The organism is Actinoplanes sp. NPDC024001 (assembly GCF_040638955.1).
Classification (GTDB): domain Bacteria; phylum Actinomycetota; class Actinomycetes; order Mycobacteriales; family Micromonosporaceae; genus Actinoplanes.
Genome location: NZ_JBEZZB010000107.1, coordinates 1 through 17,056, shown reverse-complemented (window position 1 = coordinate 17,056; position 17,056 = coordinate 1). Strand labels below are relative to the sequence as shown.

The 17,056-nt window shown below is 73.6% G+C and carries 19 protein-coding genes; 6 read left to right on the top strand and 13 right to left on the bottom strand.

The annotated features are described in order from the left end of the window. The first annotated feature begins 78 nt into the window (after positions 1 to 78). Positions 79 to 714, top strand: a complete 636-nt coding sequence (locus AB0F81_RS33250) for a class I SAM-dependent methyltransferase (RefSeq protein WP_360203652.1) — start codon at positions 79 to 81, stop codon at positions 712 to 714. Here AB0F81_RS33250 and AB0F81_RS33245 read toward each other — a convergent pair. The 3 genes from AB0F81_RS33245 to AB0F81_RS33235 form a co-directional block, all read right to left on the bottom strand. Continuing rightward, positions 701 to 1,540, bottom strand: coding sequence for an oxidoreductase (locus AB0F81_RS33245; protein ID WP_360203651.1), 840 nt, complete (start codon positions 1,538 to 1,540; stop codon positions 701 to 703). The genes AB0F81_RS33250 and AB0F81_RS33245 overlap by 14 nt on opposite strands. 79 nt (positions 1,541 to 1,619) lie before the next feature. After that, complete coding sequence (locus AB0F81_RS33240; protein ID WP_360203649.1) at positions 1,620 to 2,840, bottom strand: CehA/McbA family metallohydrolase; 1,221 nt, start codon at positions 2,838 to 2,840, stop codon at positions 1,620 to 1,622. Positions 2,841 to 3,107: 267 nt separating this feature from the next. After that, the gene (locus AB0F81_RS33235) at positions 3,108 to 3,296 is read right to left on the bottom strand and encodes a hypothetical protein (protein WP_360203647.1); all 189 of its coding nucleotides are present in this window, start codon (positions 3,294 to 3,296) and stop codon (positions 3,108 to 3,110) included. Positions 3,297 to 3,535: 239 nt separating this feature from the next. Here AB0F81_RS33235 and AB0F81_RS33230 point away from each other — a divergent pair, with 239 nt between their 5' ends. Then, entirely contained in the window at positions 3,536 to 4,297 is a 762-nt protein-coding gene (locus tag AB0F81_RS33230) for an HAD family hydrolase (RefSeq protein WP_360203646.1), read from the top strand. 98 nt (positions 4,298 to 4,395) lie between these two features. After that, positions 4,396 to 5,589 (top strand): amidohydrolase, encoded by a 1,194-nt coding sequence (locus tag AB0F81_RS33225; RefSeq protein WP_360203644.1) that lies wholly within the window; start codon positions 4,396 to 4,398, stop codon positions 5,587 to 5,589. On the opposite strand, the gene AB0F81_RS33220 is transcribed toward AB0F81_RS33225, so the two are convergent. Genes AB0F81_RS33220 through AB0F81_RS33205 form a run of 4 tightly spaced genes read right to left on the bottom strand, consistent with a single transcriptional unit; the run spans position 5,582 to position 9,725 of the window. Further along, complete coding sequence (locus AB0F81_RS33220; protein ID WP_360203643.1) at positions 5,582 to 7,396, bottom strand: WD40 repeat domain-containing protein; 1,815 nt, start codon at positions 7,394 to 7,396, stop codon at positions 5,582 to 5,584. The two genes, AB0F81_RS33225 and AB0F81_RS33220, sit on opposite strands and share 8 nt — an antisense overlap. A 9-nt stretch (positions 7,397 to 7,405) precedes the next feature. Further along, positions 7,406 to 7,873 carry a DUF1203 domain-containing protein gene (locus AB0F81_RS33215; RefSeq protein WP_360203641.1) on the bottom strand — a complete coding sequence of 156 codons (468 nt, stop codon included), beginning with the start codon at positions 7,871 to 7,873 and terminating at the stop codon, positions 7,406 to 7,408. Then, positions 7,870 to 8,583 carry a response regulator transcription factor gene (locus tag AB0F81_RS33210; protein ID WP_360203639.1) on the bottom strand — a complete coding sequence of 238 codons (714 nt, stop codon included), beginning with the start codon at positions 8,581 to 8,583 and terminating at the stop codon, positions 7,870 to 7,872. Before AB0F81_RS33210 ends, AB0F81_RS33215 begins: the two co-directional genes overlap by 4 nt. Then, a complete protein-coding gene (locus AB0F81_RS33205) occupies positions 8,580 to 9,725 on the bottom strand; it encodes a sensor histidine kinase (protein WP_360203637.1) in 1,146 nt (381 codons plus the stop codon). Before AB0F81_RS33205 ends, AB0F81_RS33210 begins: the two co-directional genes overlap by 4 nt. A gap of 194 nt (positions 9,726 to 9,919) precedes the next feature. Here AB0F81_RS33205 and AB0F81_RS33200 point away from each other — a divergent pair, with 194 nt between their 5' ends. Next, positions 9,920 to 10,600, top strand: coding sequence for a hypothetical protein (locus AB0F81_RS33200; RefSeq protein ID WP_360203636.1), 681 nt, complete (start codon positions 9,920 to 9,922; stop codon positions 10,598 to 10,600). A 154-nt stretch (positions 10,601 to 10,754) separates the two neighbouring features. Here AB0F81_RS33200 and AB0F81_RS33195 read toward each other — a convergent pair whose 3' ends face one another. From AB0F81_RS33195 to AB0F81_RS33180, 4 genes are all read right to left on the bottom strand, one after another. Beyond that, entirely contained in the window at positions 10,755 to 11,204 is a 450-nt protein-coding gene (locus tag AB0F81_RS33195; protein ID WP_360203634.1) for a nitroreductase family deazaflavin-dependent oxidoreductase, read from the bottom strand. A 22-nt stretch (positions 11,205 to 11,226) separates the two neighbouring features. Then, positions 11,227 to 11,490 (bottom strand): hypothetical protein, encoded by a 264-nt coding sequence (locus AB0F81_RS33190; protein ID WP_360203633.1) that lies wholly within the window; start codon positions 11,488 to 11,490, stop codon positions 11,227 to 11,229. A gap of 132 nt (positions 11,491 to 11,622) precedes the next feature. Continuing rightward, positions 11,623 to 12,150, bottom strand: coding sequence for a GtrA family protein (locus AB0F81_RS33185; RefSeq protein ID WP_360203632.1), 528 nt, complete (start codon positions 12,148 to 12,150; stop codon positions 11,623 to 11,625). A 50-nt stretch (positions 12,151 to 12,200) separates the two neighbouring features. Then, positions 12,201 to 13,028 (bottom strand): ATP-grasp domain-containing protein, encoded by an 828-nt coding sequence (locus AB0F81_RS33180; protein WP_360203630.1) that lies wholly within the window; start codon positions 13,026 to 13,028, stop codon positions 12,201 to 12,203. Positions 13,029 to 13,080: 52 nt separating this feature from the next. On the opposite strand from AB0F81_RS33180, the gene AB0F81_RS33175 reads away from it, so the two are divergent. Then, the gene (locus tag AB0F81_RS33175) at positions 13,081 to 13,590 is read left to right on the top strand and encodes a hypothetical protein (protein ID WP_360203628.1); all 510 of its coding nucleotides are present in this window, start codon (positions 13,081 to 13,083) and stop codon (positions 13,588 to 13,590) included. 1 nt (position 13,591) lies between these two features. On the opposite strand, the gene AB0F81_RS33170 is transcribed toward AB0F81_RS33175, so the two are convergent. Then, positions 13,592 to 14,932 carry a hypothetical protein gene (locus AB0F81_RS33170; RefSeq protein ID WP_360203626.1) on the bottom strand — a complete coding sequence of 447 codons (1,341 nt, stop codon included), beginning with the start codon at positions 14,930 to 14,932 and terminating at the stop codon, positions 13,592 to 13,594. Positions 14,933 to 14,988: 56 nt separating this feature from the next. On the opposite strand from AB0F81_RS33170, the gene AB0F81_RS33165 reads away from it, so the two are divergent. Next, positions 14,989 to 15,423, top strand: coding sequence for a hypothetical protein (locus tag AB0F81_RS33165; RefSeq protein ID WP_360203624.1), 435 nt, complete (start codon positions 14,989 to 14,991; stop codon positions 15,421 to 15,423). Between the two features lie 2 nt (positions 15,424 to 15,425). Here the strand turns inward: AB0F81_RS33165 and AB0F81_RS33160 are convergent. Continuing rightward, positions 15,426 to 17,056, bottom strand: a 1,631-nt coding sequence (locus tag AB0F81_RS33160) for a helix-turn-helix transcriptional regulator (RefSeq protein WP_360203623.1), incomplete at its 5' end; no start/stop codon positions are given.

Genomic DNA, 17,056 nt, shown 5'->3' with positions numbered 1-17,056 from the left:
GCGGCGGGAGCGCGTGCGCGGTGTCGAGGCGGCGGGTTGGCGGGCGGCCGGACCGGTGGGCCGTTAGGGTCTGCGGCCATGACTGCGGACGCCTGGATGATCGACACCCGCACCTCCTATGACACCGTCGCGAAAAGCTATGCCGACCTGTTGCGGGACTCGCTGGACGAGGCCCACTACGACTGGGCGATGCTCTCCCTCTTCAAGAACCTGGTGGAGGACGCGGGGAACGGGCCGGTCGCGGACGTCGGGTGCGGGACCGGGCGGATCACCGCGTATCTCGCCGGGCTCGGGATGGACGTCCTCGGCATCGACCTGTCGCCCGGGATGATCGACGTCGCCCGGCGGGATCACCCCGAGTTGCGCTTCTCGGTGGGGTCGATGACCAGCCTGGACCTGCCCGACGATCACGTCGCCGGGCTGCTCGCCTGGTGGTCGCTGATCCACGTGCCGGACGAGGCGGTGCCGGTGGCGCTCGGCGAGTTCCGGCGGGTGCTGCGGGCCGGATCCCCGCTCGTCGTGGGGTTCTTCACCGGCGACCAGACCCGGTTGAAGACCGAAGGTTACGGCGGGCATCCGATGCGGGTGCACGTCTACCACCGGCCGCCGGAGCGGGTCGCCGGCTGGATCGAGGATGCGGGGTTCACGGTGGAGGCCCGGCTCGACCAGTACAACCTGCAGCCCTTCCCGGGTGCGGTGCTCATCGCGCGGTGACCGGGCCGGCGGTGAAGCGGACGCCGGTCAGGCGCTCGGAGCGGTCCCAGAGGCCGGCGGCCAGCGCCCGGTCGTAGGATCGCCGGCTGGTGCGGACCAGGGCCGGGTTGCCGTGGCGCTGCAGGAAACCGTCGGGGCCCACGCAGACGCCGCCGGGCACGTCGGGGGCGGTCGCCGCGTAGAGAATCGGCAGCGCGCCCATCGGGACCGGCTGGGCCCGGCCGCCGGCGAGGATCCTGCCCTGCAGCGATCGGTCGCGGCGCTGGCCCTCGGTGGCGGTGACACCCGGGTGCGCCGCCACGGACACCGTCGGCCGGCCCGCGGCGGACAACCTGCGCTGCAACTCGTACGCAAAGAGGAGATTGGCCAGCTTGGAGCGGCCGTAGGCCAGCCACCGCTGGTAGCGGCGCGCCTCCCAGTCGCCGCGGCCGAGCACGTGCAGGCCGCTGGTAACCGTGACGACCCGCCCGCGGATCCGGTCGAGCAGCAGCGCGGTCAGCACGAACGGGCCCAGATGGTTGGTGCCGAAGTGCCGCTCGAACCCGTCGGCCGTGCGGCCCCGCGGCACGGCCATCACCCCGGCGTTGTTGATCAGCACGTCGACGTCGCCGGGAAGGTCGCGGGCGAAGGCGTGCACGGAGGCGAGGTCGGCGAGGTCGAGCGGGCGCACCTCGGTGCGGCCGCCGATCCGGTCGGCGACCGCGCGGCCCCGGACCGGGTCGCGGCACGCCAGAATCACTGTGGCGCCGGACCCGGCGAGCACCCGGGAGACCTCGGCGCCGAGCCCACTGGTCGCGCCGGTGACGATCACTGTCTGCGTTGTCATGCGTCGACGATGCCGCACGACCACGACGCTCACATCCTCCCGGGGAGGGCAATGCCGGTACTCCCCAGGGGGTACGCGGTCAGGCGGTCAGCCACCACGGGCTGGTGTAGGCGACACCCCAGTCGTTGCACGGATGGCCGGCCGGGCCGGGTGAGGCGTTGGCCTGCGTGGGATCGGAGACGCGCAGCACCACCCACGGGCCGTCGGCGATGTCCAGCGGCACGGTGAACTCGGTGACCCGCCCCGCCGCGGTGTCGACCTCGTCGGCCACCGCGGGCGCGGCCGTGCCCGGCCGCAGCACCTGGATCCGCAACGGCTTGCCGGCCCATTCCGGGCCGCGGTCCAGATCAACCACGAAACGCACGTCACCCTGGGCGAAGGGCAGGCTGCCACCCATCCGTACGCCCGCCGCGGTAGCGTCCAGCCGCAGGCCACTGACCCGGGTGGCGAAGAACCGCCGGTCCCGCATCGCCGCCAGCACGCCGTTGCGGGTGTTCTCCACCGCCCAGACGCCGGTGCGGCCCTTGCCCTCGGGGTAACCCCACTCGGTGCCGTGCTCGTCGGTGACCCCGGTCAGGCCGGTCCGCCAGCCGGCGTTGAGGCAGGCGTTCAGCGGTGACGTCTGCCCGCTGGACCAGCCGTCGAACAGGTAGTCGTCGCCGCGGTTGAACATCTCCAGCCCGACCATCTGCTCCCGCAGCGCGGCGTTGTAGGCGAAGTTGTTGAACCGCAGAAGCTCCCGGCCTGGGTGGTTGAAGCCGCCGATGCCGCCGGTCTTCGAGATCCAGTCGTACAGCTTGGACATGCTGCTGGAGCCGCCCAGGTCGGTGAAGCTGCCGGTGTACCACACGTTGACGTGACCGAGCAGCGGGTGGGACCACTCGAAGCCGCGCAGCGCGGTGTAGACGCCGGGCGTGTTGGCCGCGTCGGCGAGCTGGCCGGTGCGGTCCCACTCGCTCCTGGAGAGGCCGTTGATGGAGAGCAGGGTGGCGTGGTCGGTGAGCGCGGCCACGTCCAGGCCGGCGGAGCGCATCGACTCGAAGGCCTTGGCCGGGTCGCCGTCGCCGTCCGACATCAGGGTGTGGTTGTGCAGGTCGGCGTGGACCAGGCTGGTGCCCTGGCTGATCGCCGAGGCGCGGGAGGCCCCGGTCGCGCGCACCGGGCGGCCGTCGGTGGCCACGCCGGTGGTCGAGGCGAGCGCGGACCCGGGCGCGGCCGCCAGCATCAGCAGACCCCCGCTGCCGGCGATCAGCGAGCGGCGCGTGAGCGGGTTATGCGAGTGGTGCTCGTGTTCCGTCATGACCCCTCACCCAAGTCGCCGGGACCTAACGCAGTGATAGTAATGGATGTCACACCGATGAACGCCTGTTCAACCAGACTGGAAAGGCGGCAGACGGTGGTTGATGTGATTTGCGCTTATCTGCGGATGCCGTTCACCTTGCCGGATGAGGAACCTACTCAGCCCGGCCGCAGATGGGCTGCTGCTTCCCGGTCCGCGTTCTTCGGCCGAGGGCCGGAACCCGCATCAGGAATTGCAGGTGCGGCAGACCGCACAGCGCATCCTGCATCAGGATTCCATGCCGGTCATGAGCTGGACCGAGGAACCCGACTCCACCAGGCGGGCGTCTTCGCCCAGTGCCACTTCACCGGCCGAGCCCTCTTTGCTGGCGCTTCCTTCGGCAATGCGGTGTTCGAGCGAAGCCTCTTCGCCCACGAGGCCAACTTCGATGAGGCGCTGTTCGCGCACGACGTTCACTTCGAGGGTGCCGTGTTCGAGCAGCCACCGTCATTCGTCGGGGCCCGGTTCCGGATTGATGATCGGCGCAGGCGCGTCCTTCCGCCCGGATGGACTATCAGGCCCGCAGCCGGCACCGAGTCGGATCGGCTCGAGAGCGCAGTCCCGCCACGCTGGCGCCCCAACTTGGCGGTCAGCAAGGAGGAGCGGGAGGTGCCTGTCGAGGGTCAACGGTGGGGTTATGTGGATCACGGCAAGCCGTGACGCTGGAGCACCGCATCAGCCCGGCGGTCGCGCTGCGGCCCGGAGTGGCAGTGAGATCGCGCGGTAGCCACGGGGCCGTGGGTAGCCCGTACGATGAACGGGTGTTGATCTTGATTGACCTGGACAACACCCTGATTGACCGCGATGCGGCCTTTCGGGGCGCGGTGGCCGCGTTCCTGGCCGGTCACGGCTTGCCCGGCGCCGACCTGGCGTGGGTGATGGAGATCGACGCGAGCGGCTATGCCACACGAGACACCGTCGCGCGGGCCATCACGGAGCGTTACCGCGACGAAGTGCCGCCGTCGGCCGTGCGTGCGCTTCTCGACCGCGGAGCCGCCGATCGGGTGGAGCTGCCTCGGGAGACCGAGGAGGCGCTGCTCGCGGTGCGCGAAGCCGGCGGGGAGTGCGTGATCGTCACCAACGGCCGGGTGGCGCAGCAGGAAGCGAAGATCCGCAACACCGGCCTGGACCGGCTGGTGCAGGGTTGGGTCGTCTCCGAGGCCATGGGCTGCAAGAAGCCGGCGCCGGAGATCTTTCGGGCGGCGGCCGGGCTGACCGGCCGGCCGGTCGACGGCGCCTGGGTCATCGGCGACTCACCGCACGCGGACATCGCCGGGGCGGCCGCGCTGGGACTACGCAGCGTGTGGGTGTCCCACGGGCGGACCTGGAGCGACCCGGCCTTCCGGCCGACGCGTGTGGCCGCCGATGTGGTGACGGCCATCCGCGACGTCGCCGGCGGCCACGGCCGGGTCTCCTAGGCTGTCAACAGACCGCGGTGGTATCGGCTCGACCGGCGACGAACCGAGGGCATCCGCCAGATCGACATCCGCTGCGGCGGGGCGCGCGAATCACAGGCATGACTGGACCAGAGACGCTTGCCGACTTCTACCGGGACCTGCACGCCCACCCGGAACTCTCCATGCAGGAACACCGCACCGCCGCCCGGCTCGCGGAGCGGCTGCAGGCCGCCGGGCTCGGCACGATCGAGGGGATCGGCGGCACCGGCGTCGCCGGGATTCTGCGTAACGGGGACGGGCCCACCGTGATGGTGCGCGCCGACATGGACGCGCTGCCGGTCACCGAGGAGACCGGATTGGCCTATGCGAGCACGGTGCCCGGCGTGATGCACGCCTGTGGGCACGACCTGCACGTGACCGCGCTCGCCGGGGCGGTCAGCGTGCTGGCCGGGGCGCGCAACACCTGGTCGGGGACGCTGCTGGCGGTCGGGCAGCCCGGCGAGGAGACCGCGCAGGGCGCTCTCGCGATGCTCGCCGACGGGCTGTTCGACCGGTTCCCGCGACCGGATGTGATCCTCGGGCAACACGTCGGGCCGGCGCCGGTGGCTACCGTCGGTCACCGGGCCGGGCTGTTGATGTCGGCGGCCCTCGACGTCGAGATCCGGATCTTCGGGCGGGGCGGGCACGGGTCCATGCCGGAGAACTGTGTGGATCCGGTGGTGACGGCCGCCTACCTGGTCACGCGGCTGCAGACGGTGGTGTCCCGTGAGGTCGGGGCCCGGGACGCGGCGGTGGTCACCGTGGGGCGGATGCACGCGGGCACCCGGGCCAACGTGATCCCGGACGAGGCCGTGCTGACCCTGAACCTGCGCACCCAGGACCGGCGGGTGCGGGAGCGGGTGCTGGCGGCGGTGCGGCGGATCGCCGAGGCGGAGTGCGCGGCGTCCGGCTGCCCGCGCCCGCCGGAGATCACCACGTCCGGCGATTTCCCGCCGCTGACCAACGACAGCGCGACGGTCGCGCGGGTGCGGGCCGCGCATCGGGCGGTGTTCGGCGCGGAGGCGGTGATGGACTATCCGTCGCTGCTGGCGAGCGAGGACTTCCCGCATTTCGGCGGGGGTGAGATCCCGTATGCGTACTGGTTCGTCGGCGCCACACCGTGGAAGGTGTGGGACACGGCGCCCGGCGAGCGGCCGGAGGAGAAGCTGCGCGGGGTGCCGGGCAACCACACGGCGCGGTTCGCGCCGGACCCGGCGACGGTGCGCACGGCGGTCACGGCACTCACCGAGGCCGCGCGGGCTGCTCTCAGCTGATGCAGAACAGGTCGCGGCGGCACGCCGCGATCAGGCGCCCTTGCGGCGCCCAGGTCAGAACCGTCGCGGCGTACGGCAGAGCAAGCGCACCGACCACCCGGCCGGTGTTCGCCTCGACAACCGTGACGCTGCCGTCGGTGCGCCCGATCGCCAGAAGCAGCCCGGCCGCCGCAACGGCCGTCACCGGTTCCGCCACGCCCGGCAGCACCTCGGTGGTGCTGCCGGTGAGCAGGTCGTGCATCCGGACCCGGCCCTCGTGCACGGTGACCACGGCGTTCCCGGCCCAGGCCCGCGCCGCCTCACCGAGCCGCACGTTCGCCGCGGCCGGTGTGGCGACCACGGTCCGGGAGGTGAGGTCCCACAGGGTGAACGGCTCGAACATGCCGGTGACCGCGGCGACCGGCCGCCCGCCGAGCGAGCCGACGGCCACGCCGCGCGGCGGATACCGGTCCTCGATCGTGCCCCGGCGCTGCCCGGTCTCCAGGTCGGTCAGGTGGATCGACCCGTCACATCCGGCGGTCAGCAGCACCGGCCCGTCGTCGAAGTACCGGACGGCGATCGTCACCTCACCACCGTGCCCCAGGCCGGCCGGCGGCTGAGCGCGCCCGTCGACCCACCGGTGCAGCCGGTCGTCCTGGACGTCGTGCAGGTCCCCGCCGACCGCCGCCACCATCGCGCCTTCGGCGTGGATCGCGTTCACCCGCGCGTCCAGCGACCCGATGTCGGGCCCGCGTACGCCGTCGGACAGCCGCCACCGGGTCAGCGAGCCGTCGGAGGCACCCGCCACGATCCACCCGTCGGGCGTCACGGCGAGACAGCGAAGGTCCGCCGGAGCGCCCGCTCCGCTGCCCGGCCGCTCCTCGCCGAACTGCCACACCGAGACCGCGTCGTCACGCGCCGAGGCCACCAGCAGGGTTCCCAGCCCGTCCGCGACCAGCCGCCCACCGGTGACCGGCCCGGACAGCGGCGCCCCGAACGGCTCGTCGGCGTCGACGTCCCACATCGTGACGGCCTCACCGTCCTCCACCGCGAGCAGCCGCCGCCCACCGGCCGTGGTGATCGCGGCGATGTCTCCCGGCAGGCGCATCCGGCGCATGCCGAGCCGCCGCCCATGCTCGTCCCACACCGCGATCCAGCCGTCGTTGCCCCGGGCGACGACCGTGTCCGGCCACCCGTCGATGGCCGTGACGACGCCATCCCCGCCGAGGACGCCGAGCCGGCTGCCGTCCGCGGGATCCCACAACGTGACCGTGGTGGACCCGGTGGCAACGACCGGCCGCCCACCGACGGGCACCACGGCGACCGCGGTCAGCTTCTCCCCGGTGTCGACGGTGACGGTCTCCCCGATGCGCAGGATCCCGTCCCAGCCGGCGGTCACCACGGCCGTCCCGGTGCCGGCGATCTCGTGGATGTCCTCCGGGCCGGGCACGGAGCCGGCCCGCTCCCCGGTCGACAGGTCGACCAGCTTCGGCGGCCGCGACCAGTCCCCCACCACGGCGAACGGCCGTCCATCGAGCTGGACCGTGACGAGCTGCGCCGGGAATCCGGTGCCGTTGTCGCACACCCCGGGCACCGTCCGGATCAACCTGCCGGTGGCCCGCTCCCACACCCGTAGTCCCGGCTCGGGGCATCGGGTCTCGTGCAGTTCGCCGAGCTCACAGTCGAAGTCCTCGTGCTCGTCGGTGAGCGTCACCAGAACCTCGGCGCCGTCGACCACCGCGGCCGCCACCGCGGACGGCCGGTCGGCCCGGAACACCTGCCGCAGCGCCGGGTCCGGGCCGCGGCCGGTCGTCCAGAGAATGCGCATCCGCCGATGCTAGTGATCGGGGACGATCGCGAGCATGAAACATCCGTACGTGACGTTGCGGGTGTGCACGAGCCGCACCTCCGGGTCGGCGAGGATGGCCCGGATCGTGGCTTCCGGGTCGGTGCCGTCGTCGACGGTGGACGCCGGGTGGATCCAGCCGCGTTCGTCGTAGGCGCGGAACACCTGTGCACGCCCGTGCCAGCCGGGCGGATATCCGGGCCCGGCCGGCCCGCCGCACGGCTGCCGGTGCGCGAAGACCGCGCCCACCTCCCGGTACGGGCTGGCCGGCAGCGGCGGCTCGTACCCGAAAAGGATCAGCTCCTCGCCCTCGGTGGCGTCGCGCAGGCAGCAGCGCAGCGGTTCGCCGCCACCGGCGACGGCCGGTTCGACCGGGTTGCCGGACACGTCGAGCCCGCTGTCGCGGACCTCCCGCAGGACCGCGGCGGGTATGGCGTCGATGCGGTAGCCAACTGTCATACCCCCATCGTCGGTGGCCTCGCCGCGGGCGTCTGGCGGGATTCGGCCACGGCGTTCTCCGGCTCCGGGCTGATCAGGCCGCTGGAGTACGCGTACGCGATCGCTTTCGCCCGGTCCCGCAGCCCGAGCTTGTCGAGCGCCCGCCCCAGGTGCGTCTTGACCGTGGTCTCGCCGAGGTGCAGCGCCGCCGCGATCTCGGTGTTCGACAGCCCCCGCCCGACCAGCGCGAGCACCTCCGCCTCCCGCGGGGTCAGCCGGTCCAGCGCCGGGTCGCGGGGCCGGGCCTGCGGGGTGCCCGCGTAGCGCGTGATGATCCGCGGGACCACCGCCGGGTCGAGCAGGCCCCGGCCGGCGGCGACCTCGCGCAGCGCGTCGAGCAGCTGCTCGGGTGGCGACACCTTGAGCAGGAAACCGGCGACCCCGGCCCGCAGCGCCCCGTCGACCAGGACCTCCTCGTCGAAGGTGGTGAGCACCAGAACGCGTACCCCCGGATGTCTCTCGCCGATCTGCCGGGCCGCGCCGATGCCGTCGAGGCCGGGCATCCGGGCGTCCATCAGGACGACGTCCGGCTGCAGGCGCTCGGCCTGCCGGACCGCCTCGTTGCCGTCGGCGGCCTCGCCGACGACCTCCATGTCGGGTTCGTCGGAGAGCAGCATCCGCAGCCCGGCCCGCATGATCGCCTCGTCGTCGGCGAGCAGCACCCGGATCATCGGACCGCCTCCAGCGGGAAGCTGGCGTTCACCTGATAGCCGCCCTCGTCGCGCGGCCCGGTGCGCAGCCGCCCGCCGAACAGGCCGACCCGCTCCCGCATGCCGACCAGCCCGTGCCCGCCGGGGCCGGTGGCAGCCGCGGTGGTCCCGCGCCCATCGTCGGTCACGGTCAATTCCACCCCATCTTTGCGGTACGCGACCTCGACCGTGGCCCGGCTGGCTCCGGCGTGCCGCAGAACGTTGGTGAGCGCCTCCTGGGTGACCCGGTAGGCGGACATGTCCAGCGCGGCCGGCAACTCGGCCGGTTCGCCGGTGACGCTCAGGTCGACCTCGAGGCCGGCCGCCCGGACGTGGTCCAGCAGGTCGTCGAGGCGGCGCAGCGACGGCGCCGGCCCGAGCCCGTCGCTGTCGTCGGGCCGCAGCAGGCCGACCACCCGGCGGATCTCGTCGACGCTGCGCCGGCCCAGCTCCTCGACCTGGGCGAGGGCGTCGCGTTCCACCGGCCGGTCGGCGAGGCGGCGCCGCAGCACCCCGGCCTGCATGGTCATCACGCTGACCGTGTGAGCGACCGCGTCGTGCAGCTCGCGGGAGATGCGGGCCCGCTCCTCGTCGACGGCGGTGCGGGCGCGGGCCTCACGCTCGGTGGCGAGCTGGGCGGCCAGCTCGGCGAGCTGCGCGGAGCGGGTCTGCTCGCGGCGCAGCAGCGCGCCGACGCTCCAGCTGAACACGCCGAGCACCCCGAAGAACACGAACTCCCAGGACGTCTCGCCGGCGATGAGCAGCGCGGTGGCCGGGACGACGACGGCCAGCACGGCGGCCGGCACGGTGCGGCGGGCCGGTTCGCGGAAGGCGGCGTGCGCCATCAGCATCAGCTGCGCGATCAGCTGCGAGCCGCCCACCCCGGGCAGGTCCGTCACCAGGGCGTAGGGCACGACGAGCACGGACAGCACCATGGCGGCGATCGGGAAGAACGCGGCCAGCGGGAAGCAGGCGAACAGCACCAGGGCGGCGCTGATCTCGCCCGGCCCGGGGCCGGCCGGCACCTTGCTGCCGGTCATCTCGGCCACCGCCACCACCGCCCAGAGCAGCCCGGTGAGCACGCCGGTGATCAGCCACTGCCGGCGGTTACGCGGTCCGCGCACGGGCAGGCCCCTTCCTGTTCGTAGTACCCGCCCGACGGTAGTGATCGGAAGCGCCCACCCGCGTCCTCTCCCGGGACGACGGCTCGTCCTCCCCCGGGACGACCCGGTGTCCCCCTGGCCCGCCCCGGGATCGCACCAGCATCGGTCTCGCGCGACGATCCGGGCCGGGCGGGTGGATCAATAGTTTTCTCGGCATGACGAACCTTCGCCGCCTCGCCGGCGCCACGCTCATCTCGACCCCGCTGCTGCTGCTCGGTGCGATGCTCACCTCGCCGCCGCAGGCCGACGACTCCGACGCCGCCTATCTCGCCTCCCTCGCGAAGGACGAGAGCCTGTCGATACTGTCGGCGAACCTCTTCCACTACTACTGGGTGGCGATCGCCATCGCCGTCCCGGCCGTGCTGACCCTGCTGCGCGGCGACCGGGGCCGGGCGCTGACCGCGGTCGGGGTGGCCGCCACCGCGTTCGGCGCGATCCAGATGTCCGGGATGCTCTTCTCCGACTGGGTGTTCGCGGCGATGCCGGCCGTCACCGGCCTGGATCAGGCAGTGCGGGTGTTCGAGCAGATCAACGCGGACCCGTCGCTGAACGTCTGGCTGCGTACCGGGACGGTCCTCGGCCTGGTGATGCCCGCGGTGCTGATGGCCGGCCTGGCCCGCAACGGTGTGATCGGCTGGTGGGCGGCCCCGGTGGCGCTGCTGCCGATGATCGCCGGCCCGCTGGTCGGCGCCATGGTCGCGCCGGCCGCCGGCAGTGTCGTGGGCGCGCTGTGCTGTGCTCCGCTCGCCCTGGTCGGGGTGCGGCTGCTGGGCCGCACCGCCCCGCGGGTGGCCGCCGCCGAGGCGACCGCGGAGCCGGCCCGCACCGGTCGGTGACGTCCGGGCGCGGGCGGTTCGCCAGGTCGTAGCCTCACCGGTCGACGTGGCGGCGGCCGCCGGGACCGGACGGCGCGAGGCACGGCGTCCAGCGGGCGCAGTGGCCTGGAGTGCCCGTTCGCAGCTCAGCCGCGGTGTGGAAACCCGGCAGTGCTCAGTCGGCCCGTTCCAGGATCACCACCGCCGTCGGGGTGGAGCGCAGCGCCGCGTACCCGTCCAGGTCGGGGTTCGTCGCGCGCCACCGGGCCCAGATCGCCTCCCGCTCCGCGCCGGCCGCCGCGCGTGCGCGAACCGGCCGGGACTCACCGGGCAGCTCCACCCGTGCTCGCGGGTCGGCCCGCAGGTTGAGCCACCAGGCCGGTTCGCCGTCGCTCCAGCCGTTCATGGCGAGGGTGATCAGGTTCGGTCCGTCCTCGAGGTACGCGAGGATCACGCTGCGCGGCTGCCCGCTGCGGCGGCCGCGGGTGGTCAGGCGCATCGTCCCCCACCGGCCGTTGCGCGGGCGCCACAGGCCGAGATGCCCGCGGGTGAGGCGGTAGATCGCCCGGTGCACCGACCAGGCCAGCCGGACGACCCAGCGCGGTGGAACCCGTGTCTGCGGCACACCGCCACTGTGCCCGCCGCGGTCAAGCCACGAGCGCCCAGCCGCTGCGGGGGCGCCGCCGGTAGACGTGCTCGACGACCCCTCGCGCCCACCGCATCCGCGGGACCGCGCATTCGGGATGGTGGCCGTACTCCTCGGCCACGTCGGCGGCACAGCCACGCACGCCGCCACGGGCGCGTACGGCGGTGCGGATCGCCTGCTCGACGACGTGCTGCTCGGGTCGGCTGCCGGTCGCCAGGGAGCTGGTGAAGAGGGCTTCCGCGCGGGCGTCGGTCAGGATGGTCATCGTGGTCTCCTCCACTGCCGGTGTCTTAACTGCTTCGACCGTGAGCCGCCCGCGGATGTGACAGCTTCGGTATTTCCGTATACCGGGACACCGGCCCGCGGGTTCAGCGGTGCAGGCGTGGAGATCGGTGGATCACTTCGCGCGGTCGTGGACCGGCTCGTGCTGCACCAGGGTGCTGCGCGGCCCCCGCCCGGTGCGGCGCGGCGGGCGGGCCTCGGCGTGCGGGAACACGAACTTCTTGAACGCCCACAGCCGGAAGCACATGGCGATCAGCGTGCCGAGGATGATGCCGCTGACGAAGTCGGCGATCTCCTGCACCGGCCGGCTGACGTCCGGGACGCTCAGGTGGAACACGTAGCGGGAGACGGCCAGCGGCAGCGAGTTGAGGGCGATGCCGATCGCGCTGACCGAGAAGAACAGGGCGGCCTCGTGGTGCCGTTCGCGGCCGCCGCGGGTGCGGAAGGACCATTCGCGGTTGAGCACGTAGGACAGCACGGTGCTCATCAGGGTGGCGATCACCAGCGCGGTGACCGGCTTCTCGTGCAGGACGGTCAGCTTCAGCCCGTAGTTGATCGCGGTGGTGGTCAGGAAGCACACACCGCCGACCACGAGGAATTTGACCGCTTCGTGATGTTTTCGCACCAGGCTGGTAAGCCGCATTCCGGCGACCCTAGTGCATCTCCGGCCCCGGAGCCGCCCCGCGACCCCCGTCAGAGTGCTGTGATCAGTGCCTCGGCGGCGACGCCGCGGGGCCGGTCGCTGACCTGCCCGTCGCCGATCTCCACGACCCGCCACCTGCCGTCGGCGTGCGGCGCGAGGTCGGCGGTGACGAACGGCAGATCGAGGGCGGTGATCGCCGCGCCGAGGACGGCGAGTCCGATTTCGCCCGGCGGGTCGTGCGGCGTGTCGGGGTGGGCGGTGATCAGCCGGCACTGCCCCGCGACCCACCAGGTCCGCACCTCGGCGGGGCCCAGCTCCTCGAAGCGGCGCAGCACGAAACCGCCGGTGAACTCGTCGCCGCGCAGCTCGCGCAGGCGGCTCGCCACCGTCCAGGCCGCCGCGGTGTCGGCCACGTCCGGCACGTACGCCGCCTCGTGCCAGTAGTGCTTCATCGACTTGGTGTAGTCGCGCAGCACCACCGGGCCGCTGCCCAGCACGGCCGCGGCCCGGTCGAAGTCGTCGCGCCCGTCACCGCTGGTCCAGACCGACTCCGGGGTCTGGTCCGCGATCGCGGCATACCAGCCCGGCAGCTCGTGCGCCCGCCGGTACTGCTCGGCGGAGGTGCGCATGCTCACACCCCGGCCGGCCAGTGCCCGCACCAGCGCCGCGTAGTGCCCGGCGCCCAGCATCCACCCGCGGTAGACCGCGCCGTCGCCGGCCGGCACCCGCGCCACCGCGGCCTCCGCGTCGCCGCGGCTCGCCGCATCGTGGTCGATCAGCGCCACCGGATGCCCGGCCTCGCGGGCGGCCCGCGCCTCCTCGGCGAAATGCTCGTCGACCCGGCGCGGTCGCATCACGTCAGCGGGAAACAACAACATCACCCGACGATAGATACACTCCGCCGACCAAGATCAAGGGGAGGTGGCGCCGGTGGGCGCGTCGAGCTGGACCAGTAGGGTCCCCTACCAGGACGATCTCGAGGCCGCGCTGCAGCAGGCCCGCGAGGAGGCCTACCGCGACGGCGACTACTACCGTGAGGAGCCGGACCCGCGCCTGCACGGGCTGGGCGAGCAGGAGTACGTCGCCGTGCTGCGCGCCGAGTACTTCCTCGACCCGGAGTCGGCCCGCGAGGCGTGGCAGGTCAGCCAGGCCCCGGTGACCGGCCCGGACTCGCTGCTGGCGGCGCAACCGGACTCCGGCGCCCACTCGGTCATCGACATGACCGCCGTGTCCCGGCGCCCGGAGCTCGGCGCGGTCGCGCCGCTTCCGGACGAGGACCTGGACCGCTGGTTCAGCACCCGCCGCCCGGACGCCGCCGCCGTCGAGCGGGCCCTGCGCAACGGGCTGAGCGGCTTCGAACGCTGGTCCGGCGCCTACGTGATCGCCTACGCCGGCGACCGGCCGGAGTCGATCTACTTCTTCGGCTGGAGCGGCGACTGACCTACCAGGCCACCGAGCCGACGCGCAGGTGCTGGTCCTGCGGGCTGTACCAGGAGAACAGGAACCGGTCGGCGGTGCTCAGCTCGGCGTGCCCGTTCAGCGCGTAGCAGGCGTAGCCCTCGCCGGAGCAGGTGTCCGGGACCTTGCCGGCCGGGCCGGGCGTCCACGGGCCGGCCGGGGACGGCGCCTCCAGGATCCGGAAGCCGCCGCTGCCGAACTCGGTCTGCACCAGCATGGCGAACCGGTGCTCGCCGAGCCCGGTGTAGTCGGCCACGTGCAGCGAACCGGCGAACGGCACGGCCACGATCGGGGCGGTGAGCGCCGGATCCGGCTGCCAGGCGCCGTTCCACCAGCGGTAGTTCGCCGGATCGCCCCACGCCGCCGGGTCCGCGCCGACCCGGGCCACGGTGATCTCGCCGGAGTCGACGTCGTGGGCGTAGAGGTAGAGGTGCCCGTCGTCGCCGAAGACCGGGGAGCCGAGACGCTGGGTGACCGGCAGGCCGGCTTCCAGGGGCTGCGCGGCGAACGGGGTGTGCGAGGCCGTGATCCGGTTGGTCACCGGGTCGTAGACGGCCAGGGTCACCCGCTGCGTGGGCATCCGGGTCGGCGAGAACACGCACGCTTCGGCGTACACAATCAGCAGTTGCCCGGTCCGGGGAATGCGTGCGAGACCGGCGGGCCAGGCCGCCGGATAGGGGTTGACGCCGTCGCAGCTCTGCTGCGCGGCGGCGCGCAGGCCGCGCGGCGTGGGCAGGAAGGGCGCCGGGCCCGGGAGCCCGGCCCGGTGCGGCGCGGGCGGGGTGGGCACCTCACGCATCGCCGTCGGCACCGACCCCCGGGTGTACGGGCCGACCGCCGCCGTCGTCCCGGGAAGGAACTCGATCCCCCCGCGCTGTGCGGTGTCGCCGAACAGCCACAGGCTCTCGTCCGCGGACCAGGCGGCGCTGATCCCGGCGTCGCGCAAGATCGGCCGGTCCGTGGTGTCCGCGGTCGACAGCGGCCGCCCGAGGTCGATCGTCGCCGCGGTCCGGTCGCCGGCGGTCCGGAAGCTCTGGACGTCACCCACGCAGCCGGCCCGGCAGAACCGGCTGCGATAGACCGTGTCCGGGCTCAGCCCGGTGATCTCCTCGGACACCCGCCCGGCGCCGGGCCCGGCCTCCCGCCGTGGGGTGGCCACGATCTCGGTGGTGCCGGCCGGCCAGTACTCGAACCAGTAGGTGCAGCGATCCTCGCAGCCGGGCTGGGCGTGCAGGATCGCACTGGTCACGGCCACCCTCGGCAGCGCGCTCGCCGTGCAGCCGAGAAGCAGGAGGGTGAACAGCACCACGAGCACGACCCGCATCGATCCATCGTGGCACCGGCTGGCACGGGGTGGCACCCGCCGGGCATGATCCACGGATGATCACTCACCGGAGGTGGCTGCCCGTCGTGGCGGTGCTCGCCCTGCTCGGCGGCTGCACGTCGTCCCCGACCGACGGGATGACGAAGGAGGAGGTCGTCGACGCCTACGTGCAGGCGATCCAGGACGGCGACCGGGTCCGCCTCGTCGAGCTCAACGATCCACGGCTGGACCGGCACGCGCCGATCGACGTCCGGATCGCCGCGGTCGGTGACCGGGAGTGGAGCGGCTCGCGGATCACCTGGGTGGAGCATCCGGTCACCGGCCAGTTCGACTCCGCGCGGATCACCGCCACCGGCCCGGACGGCGAACCGATCTCGGACCAGGTCCACGTCACCCTCGGCGACGACGGCTCCTGGTATCTCAGCCTCGGCGAGCGCACCCCGCAGCCCGGCGATCCGGAACCCGCCTCGACGGTCCGCTCGCATCAGTGAAGTCACCGGTCTGACTGCGCGACCAGCCTGATCAGGTCGGCCCGCGACGACACGTCCAGCTTGGTGAACACCTTGCGCAGGTGGTAGTCGACGGTACGCGGGCTGAGGAACAGCTGCGCGGCGACCTCCCGGTTGGTGGCGCCCGCACTGACGATCCGGGCGATCTGCACCTCCTGCGGGGTGAGCTGCTGCATCGTCCCCGGTTCCCGTTTGCGGGCGGTCTCCCCGGTGGCGCGCAGCTCGGTGCGGGCCAGCTCGGCCCAGCCCGGCAGGCCGAGCCGGTCGAACGTCTCATGGGCGGCGCGCAGGTGCACCCGGGCCTCGGCACGCCGCCGCCGGCGCCGCAGTCGCTCGCCGCGCAGGAGTTCGGTACGGGCCGTGTCGAACGGCCGCCCGCCGTGCCGGTGCAGGGCCAGCGCCTCGGCGAAATGCTCGTCCTCGCCGGTCAGCAGGCCCCGGCAGCGCGCCCGCAGGGCCCGGCCCCAGACCGAGCCGGTCGCCTCGGCCCACGTGTCCAGGCGCTGCAGCGCGGCGCGCGCCTGCGGCATCCGATCGGTCCGCACGGCGGCCTCGACCAGGTCGGCCGCGGAGAAGACCCGCACCACCGGGTGGGACTCCCCCGGACCGCCGTCGGCCAGCGCCGCCAGCCGGTCGGCCGCGTTCTCCGGCCGCCCGGCGCCGAGGTCCAGCAGCGCCAGCGACCACGACGCGATCCCGGCGGCCGGCCCGATCCGGTGGCCCAGGGCGTGCGCGTGGGCCGCCGCCGCCTGGTCGCGGCACTCCTGCTCGCGGCCGTGCACCGCGGCGATCCACGCCAGCACGCTACGCAGATGCGCCGCCGGGTGGCCCTGCCCGAGCTCCACGGCGATCCGCAGCCCGTCCGCCGCGTGCGCCCGCGCCGCGCTGAACCGGCCGGTCCAGGCGTCCAGGGAGGAGAGCGGCGCCAGCAGGCCCGGCAGCATCGCGGCCGCGCCCGCCGCCCGCGCCCGGGTGACCGCCGTCGCGAACAGCCCCATCGCGACCGCGTCGTCGCCGAGGAACAGCGCGCCGGCGGCGCTCAGCATCAGCGCGCGGGCGTCCGAGGTGTGCCCGGCCCGGCCGGCCGCGTCGCGCAGGTGACCGACCGCGGCGGCCGTGTCCCCGCTGAGCAGGTTGTCGAAACCGACGACCAGCTCCGCGCTGAGCGGCACCGCCTCGTCCGGCACCGGCAGCGCGGTCAGCCGCCGGGCCGCCTCGTGCAGGCCCGGCACGTCGCCGGCCAGCCAGGCGGCCTGCCCGGCCTCGGTCAGCATGCGGGCGGCCCGCACGGGGTCCAGCGAGGCGATCGGCTCGGCCGCGCCGACCAGCATCGCGTACGCCGTGGTCAGCTCCCCGCCGGTGCCCTCGATGGAACCGCGCAGGTGCTCGGCACGCGCCCGCGCCGCCGGCTCGGTGACGAGCTCCCCGGCCCGGTCGAGCAGGGTCCTGGCCCGCGCCGGCTGACCTGCCTGCCACGCCGCCTCGGCCGCGTCGGTCAGCCGTTCCCCGCGCAGTCCCGGCGACGCGGTCAACGTGGCCGACCGCTCGTACGCGCTGCTCGCCGCGGCGTGCCCACCGCGTTGCCGCGCCCGTTCCGCGCAGCGGTGCAGGTCCG

What these genes read in the sequence shown, in the direction of transcription:
- AB0F81_RS33170 (WP_360203626.1), bottom strand. Translation starts at nt 14,932, where the DNA reads ATGCGGGTCGTGCTCGTGGTGCTGTTCACCCTCCTGCTTCTCGGCTGC.
- AB0F81_RS33185 (WP_360203632.1), bottom strand. Translation starts at nt 12,150, where the DNA reads ATGCGGCTTACCAGCCTGGTGCGAAAACATCACGAAGCGGTCAAATTC.
- AB0F81_RS33225 (WP_360203644.1), top strand. Translation starts at nt 4,396, where the DNA reads ATGACTGGACCAGAGACGCTTGCCGACTTCTACCGGGACCTGCACGCC.
- AB0F81_RS33180 (WP_360203630.1), bottom strand. Translation starts at nt 13,028, where the DNA reads ATGTTGTTGTTTCCCGCTGACGTGATGCGACCGCGCCGGGTCGACGAG.
- AB0F81_RS33210 (WP_360203639.1), bottom strand. Translation starts at nt 8,583, where the DNA reads ATGATCCGGGTGCTGCTCGCCGACGACGAGGCGATCATGCGGGCCGGG.
- AB0F81_RS33215 (WP_360203641.1), bottom strand. Translation starts at nt 7,873, where the DNA reads ATGACAGTTGGCTACCGCATCGACGCCATACCCGCCGCGGTCCTGCGG.
- AB0F81_RS33250 (WP_360203652.1), top strand. Translation starts at nt 79, where the DNA reads ATGACTGCGGACGCCTGGATGATCGACACCCGCACCTCCTATGACACC.
- AB0F81_RS33240 (WP_360203649.1), bottom strand. Translation starts at nt 2,840, where the DNA reads ATGACGGAACACGAGCACCACTCGCATAACCCGCTCACGCGCCGCTCG.
- AB0F81_RS33245 (WP_360203651.1), bottom strand. Translation starts at nt 1,540, where the DNA reads ATGACAACGCAGACAGTGATCGTCACCGGCGCGACCAGTGGGCTCGGC.
- AB0F81_RS33200 (WP_360203636.1), top strand. Translation starts at nt 9,920, where the DNA reads ATGACGAACCTTCGCCGCCTCGCCGGCGCCACGCTCATCTCGACCCCG.
- AB0F81_RS33165 (WP_360203624.1), top strand. Translation starts at nt 14,989, where the DNA reads ATGATCACTCACCGGAGGTGGCTGCCCGTCGTGGCGGTGCTCGCCCTG.
- AB0F81_RS33220 (WP_360203643.1), bottom strand. Translation starts at nt 7,396, where the DNA reads ATGCGCATTCTCTGGACGACCGGCCGCGGCCCGGACCCGGCGCTGCGG.
- AB0F81_RS33190 (WP_360203633.1), bottom strand. Translation starts at nt 11,490, where the DNA reads ATGACCATCCTGACCGACGCCCGCGCGGAAGCCCTCTTCACCAGCTCC.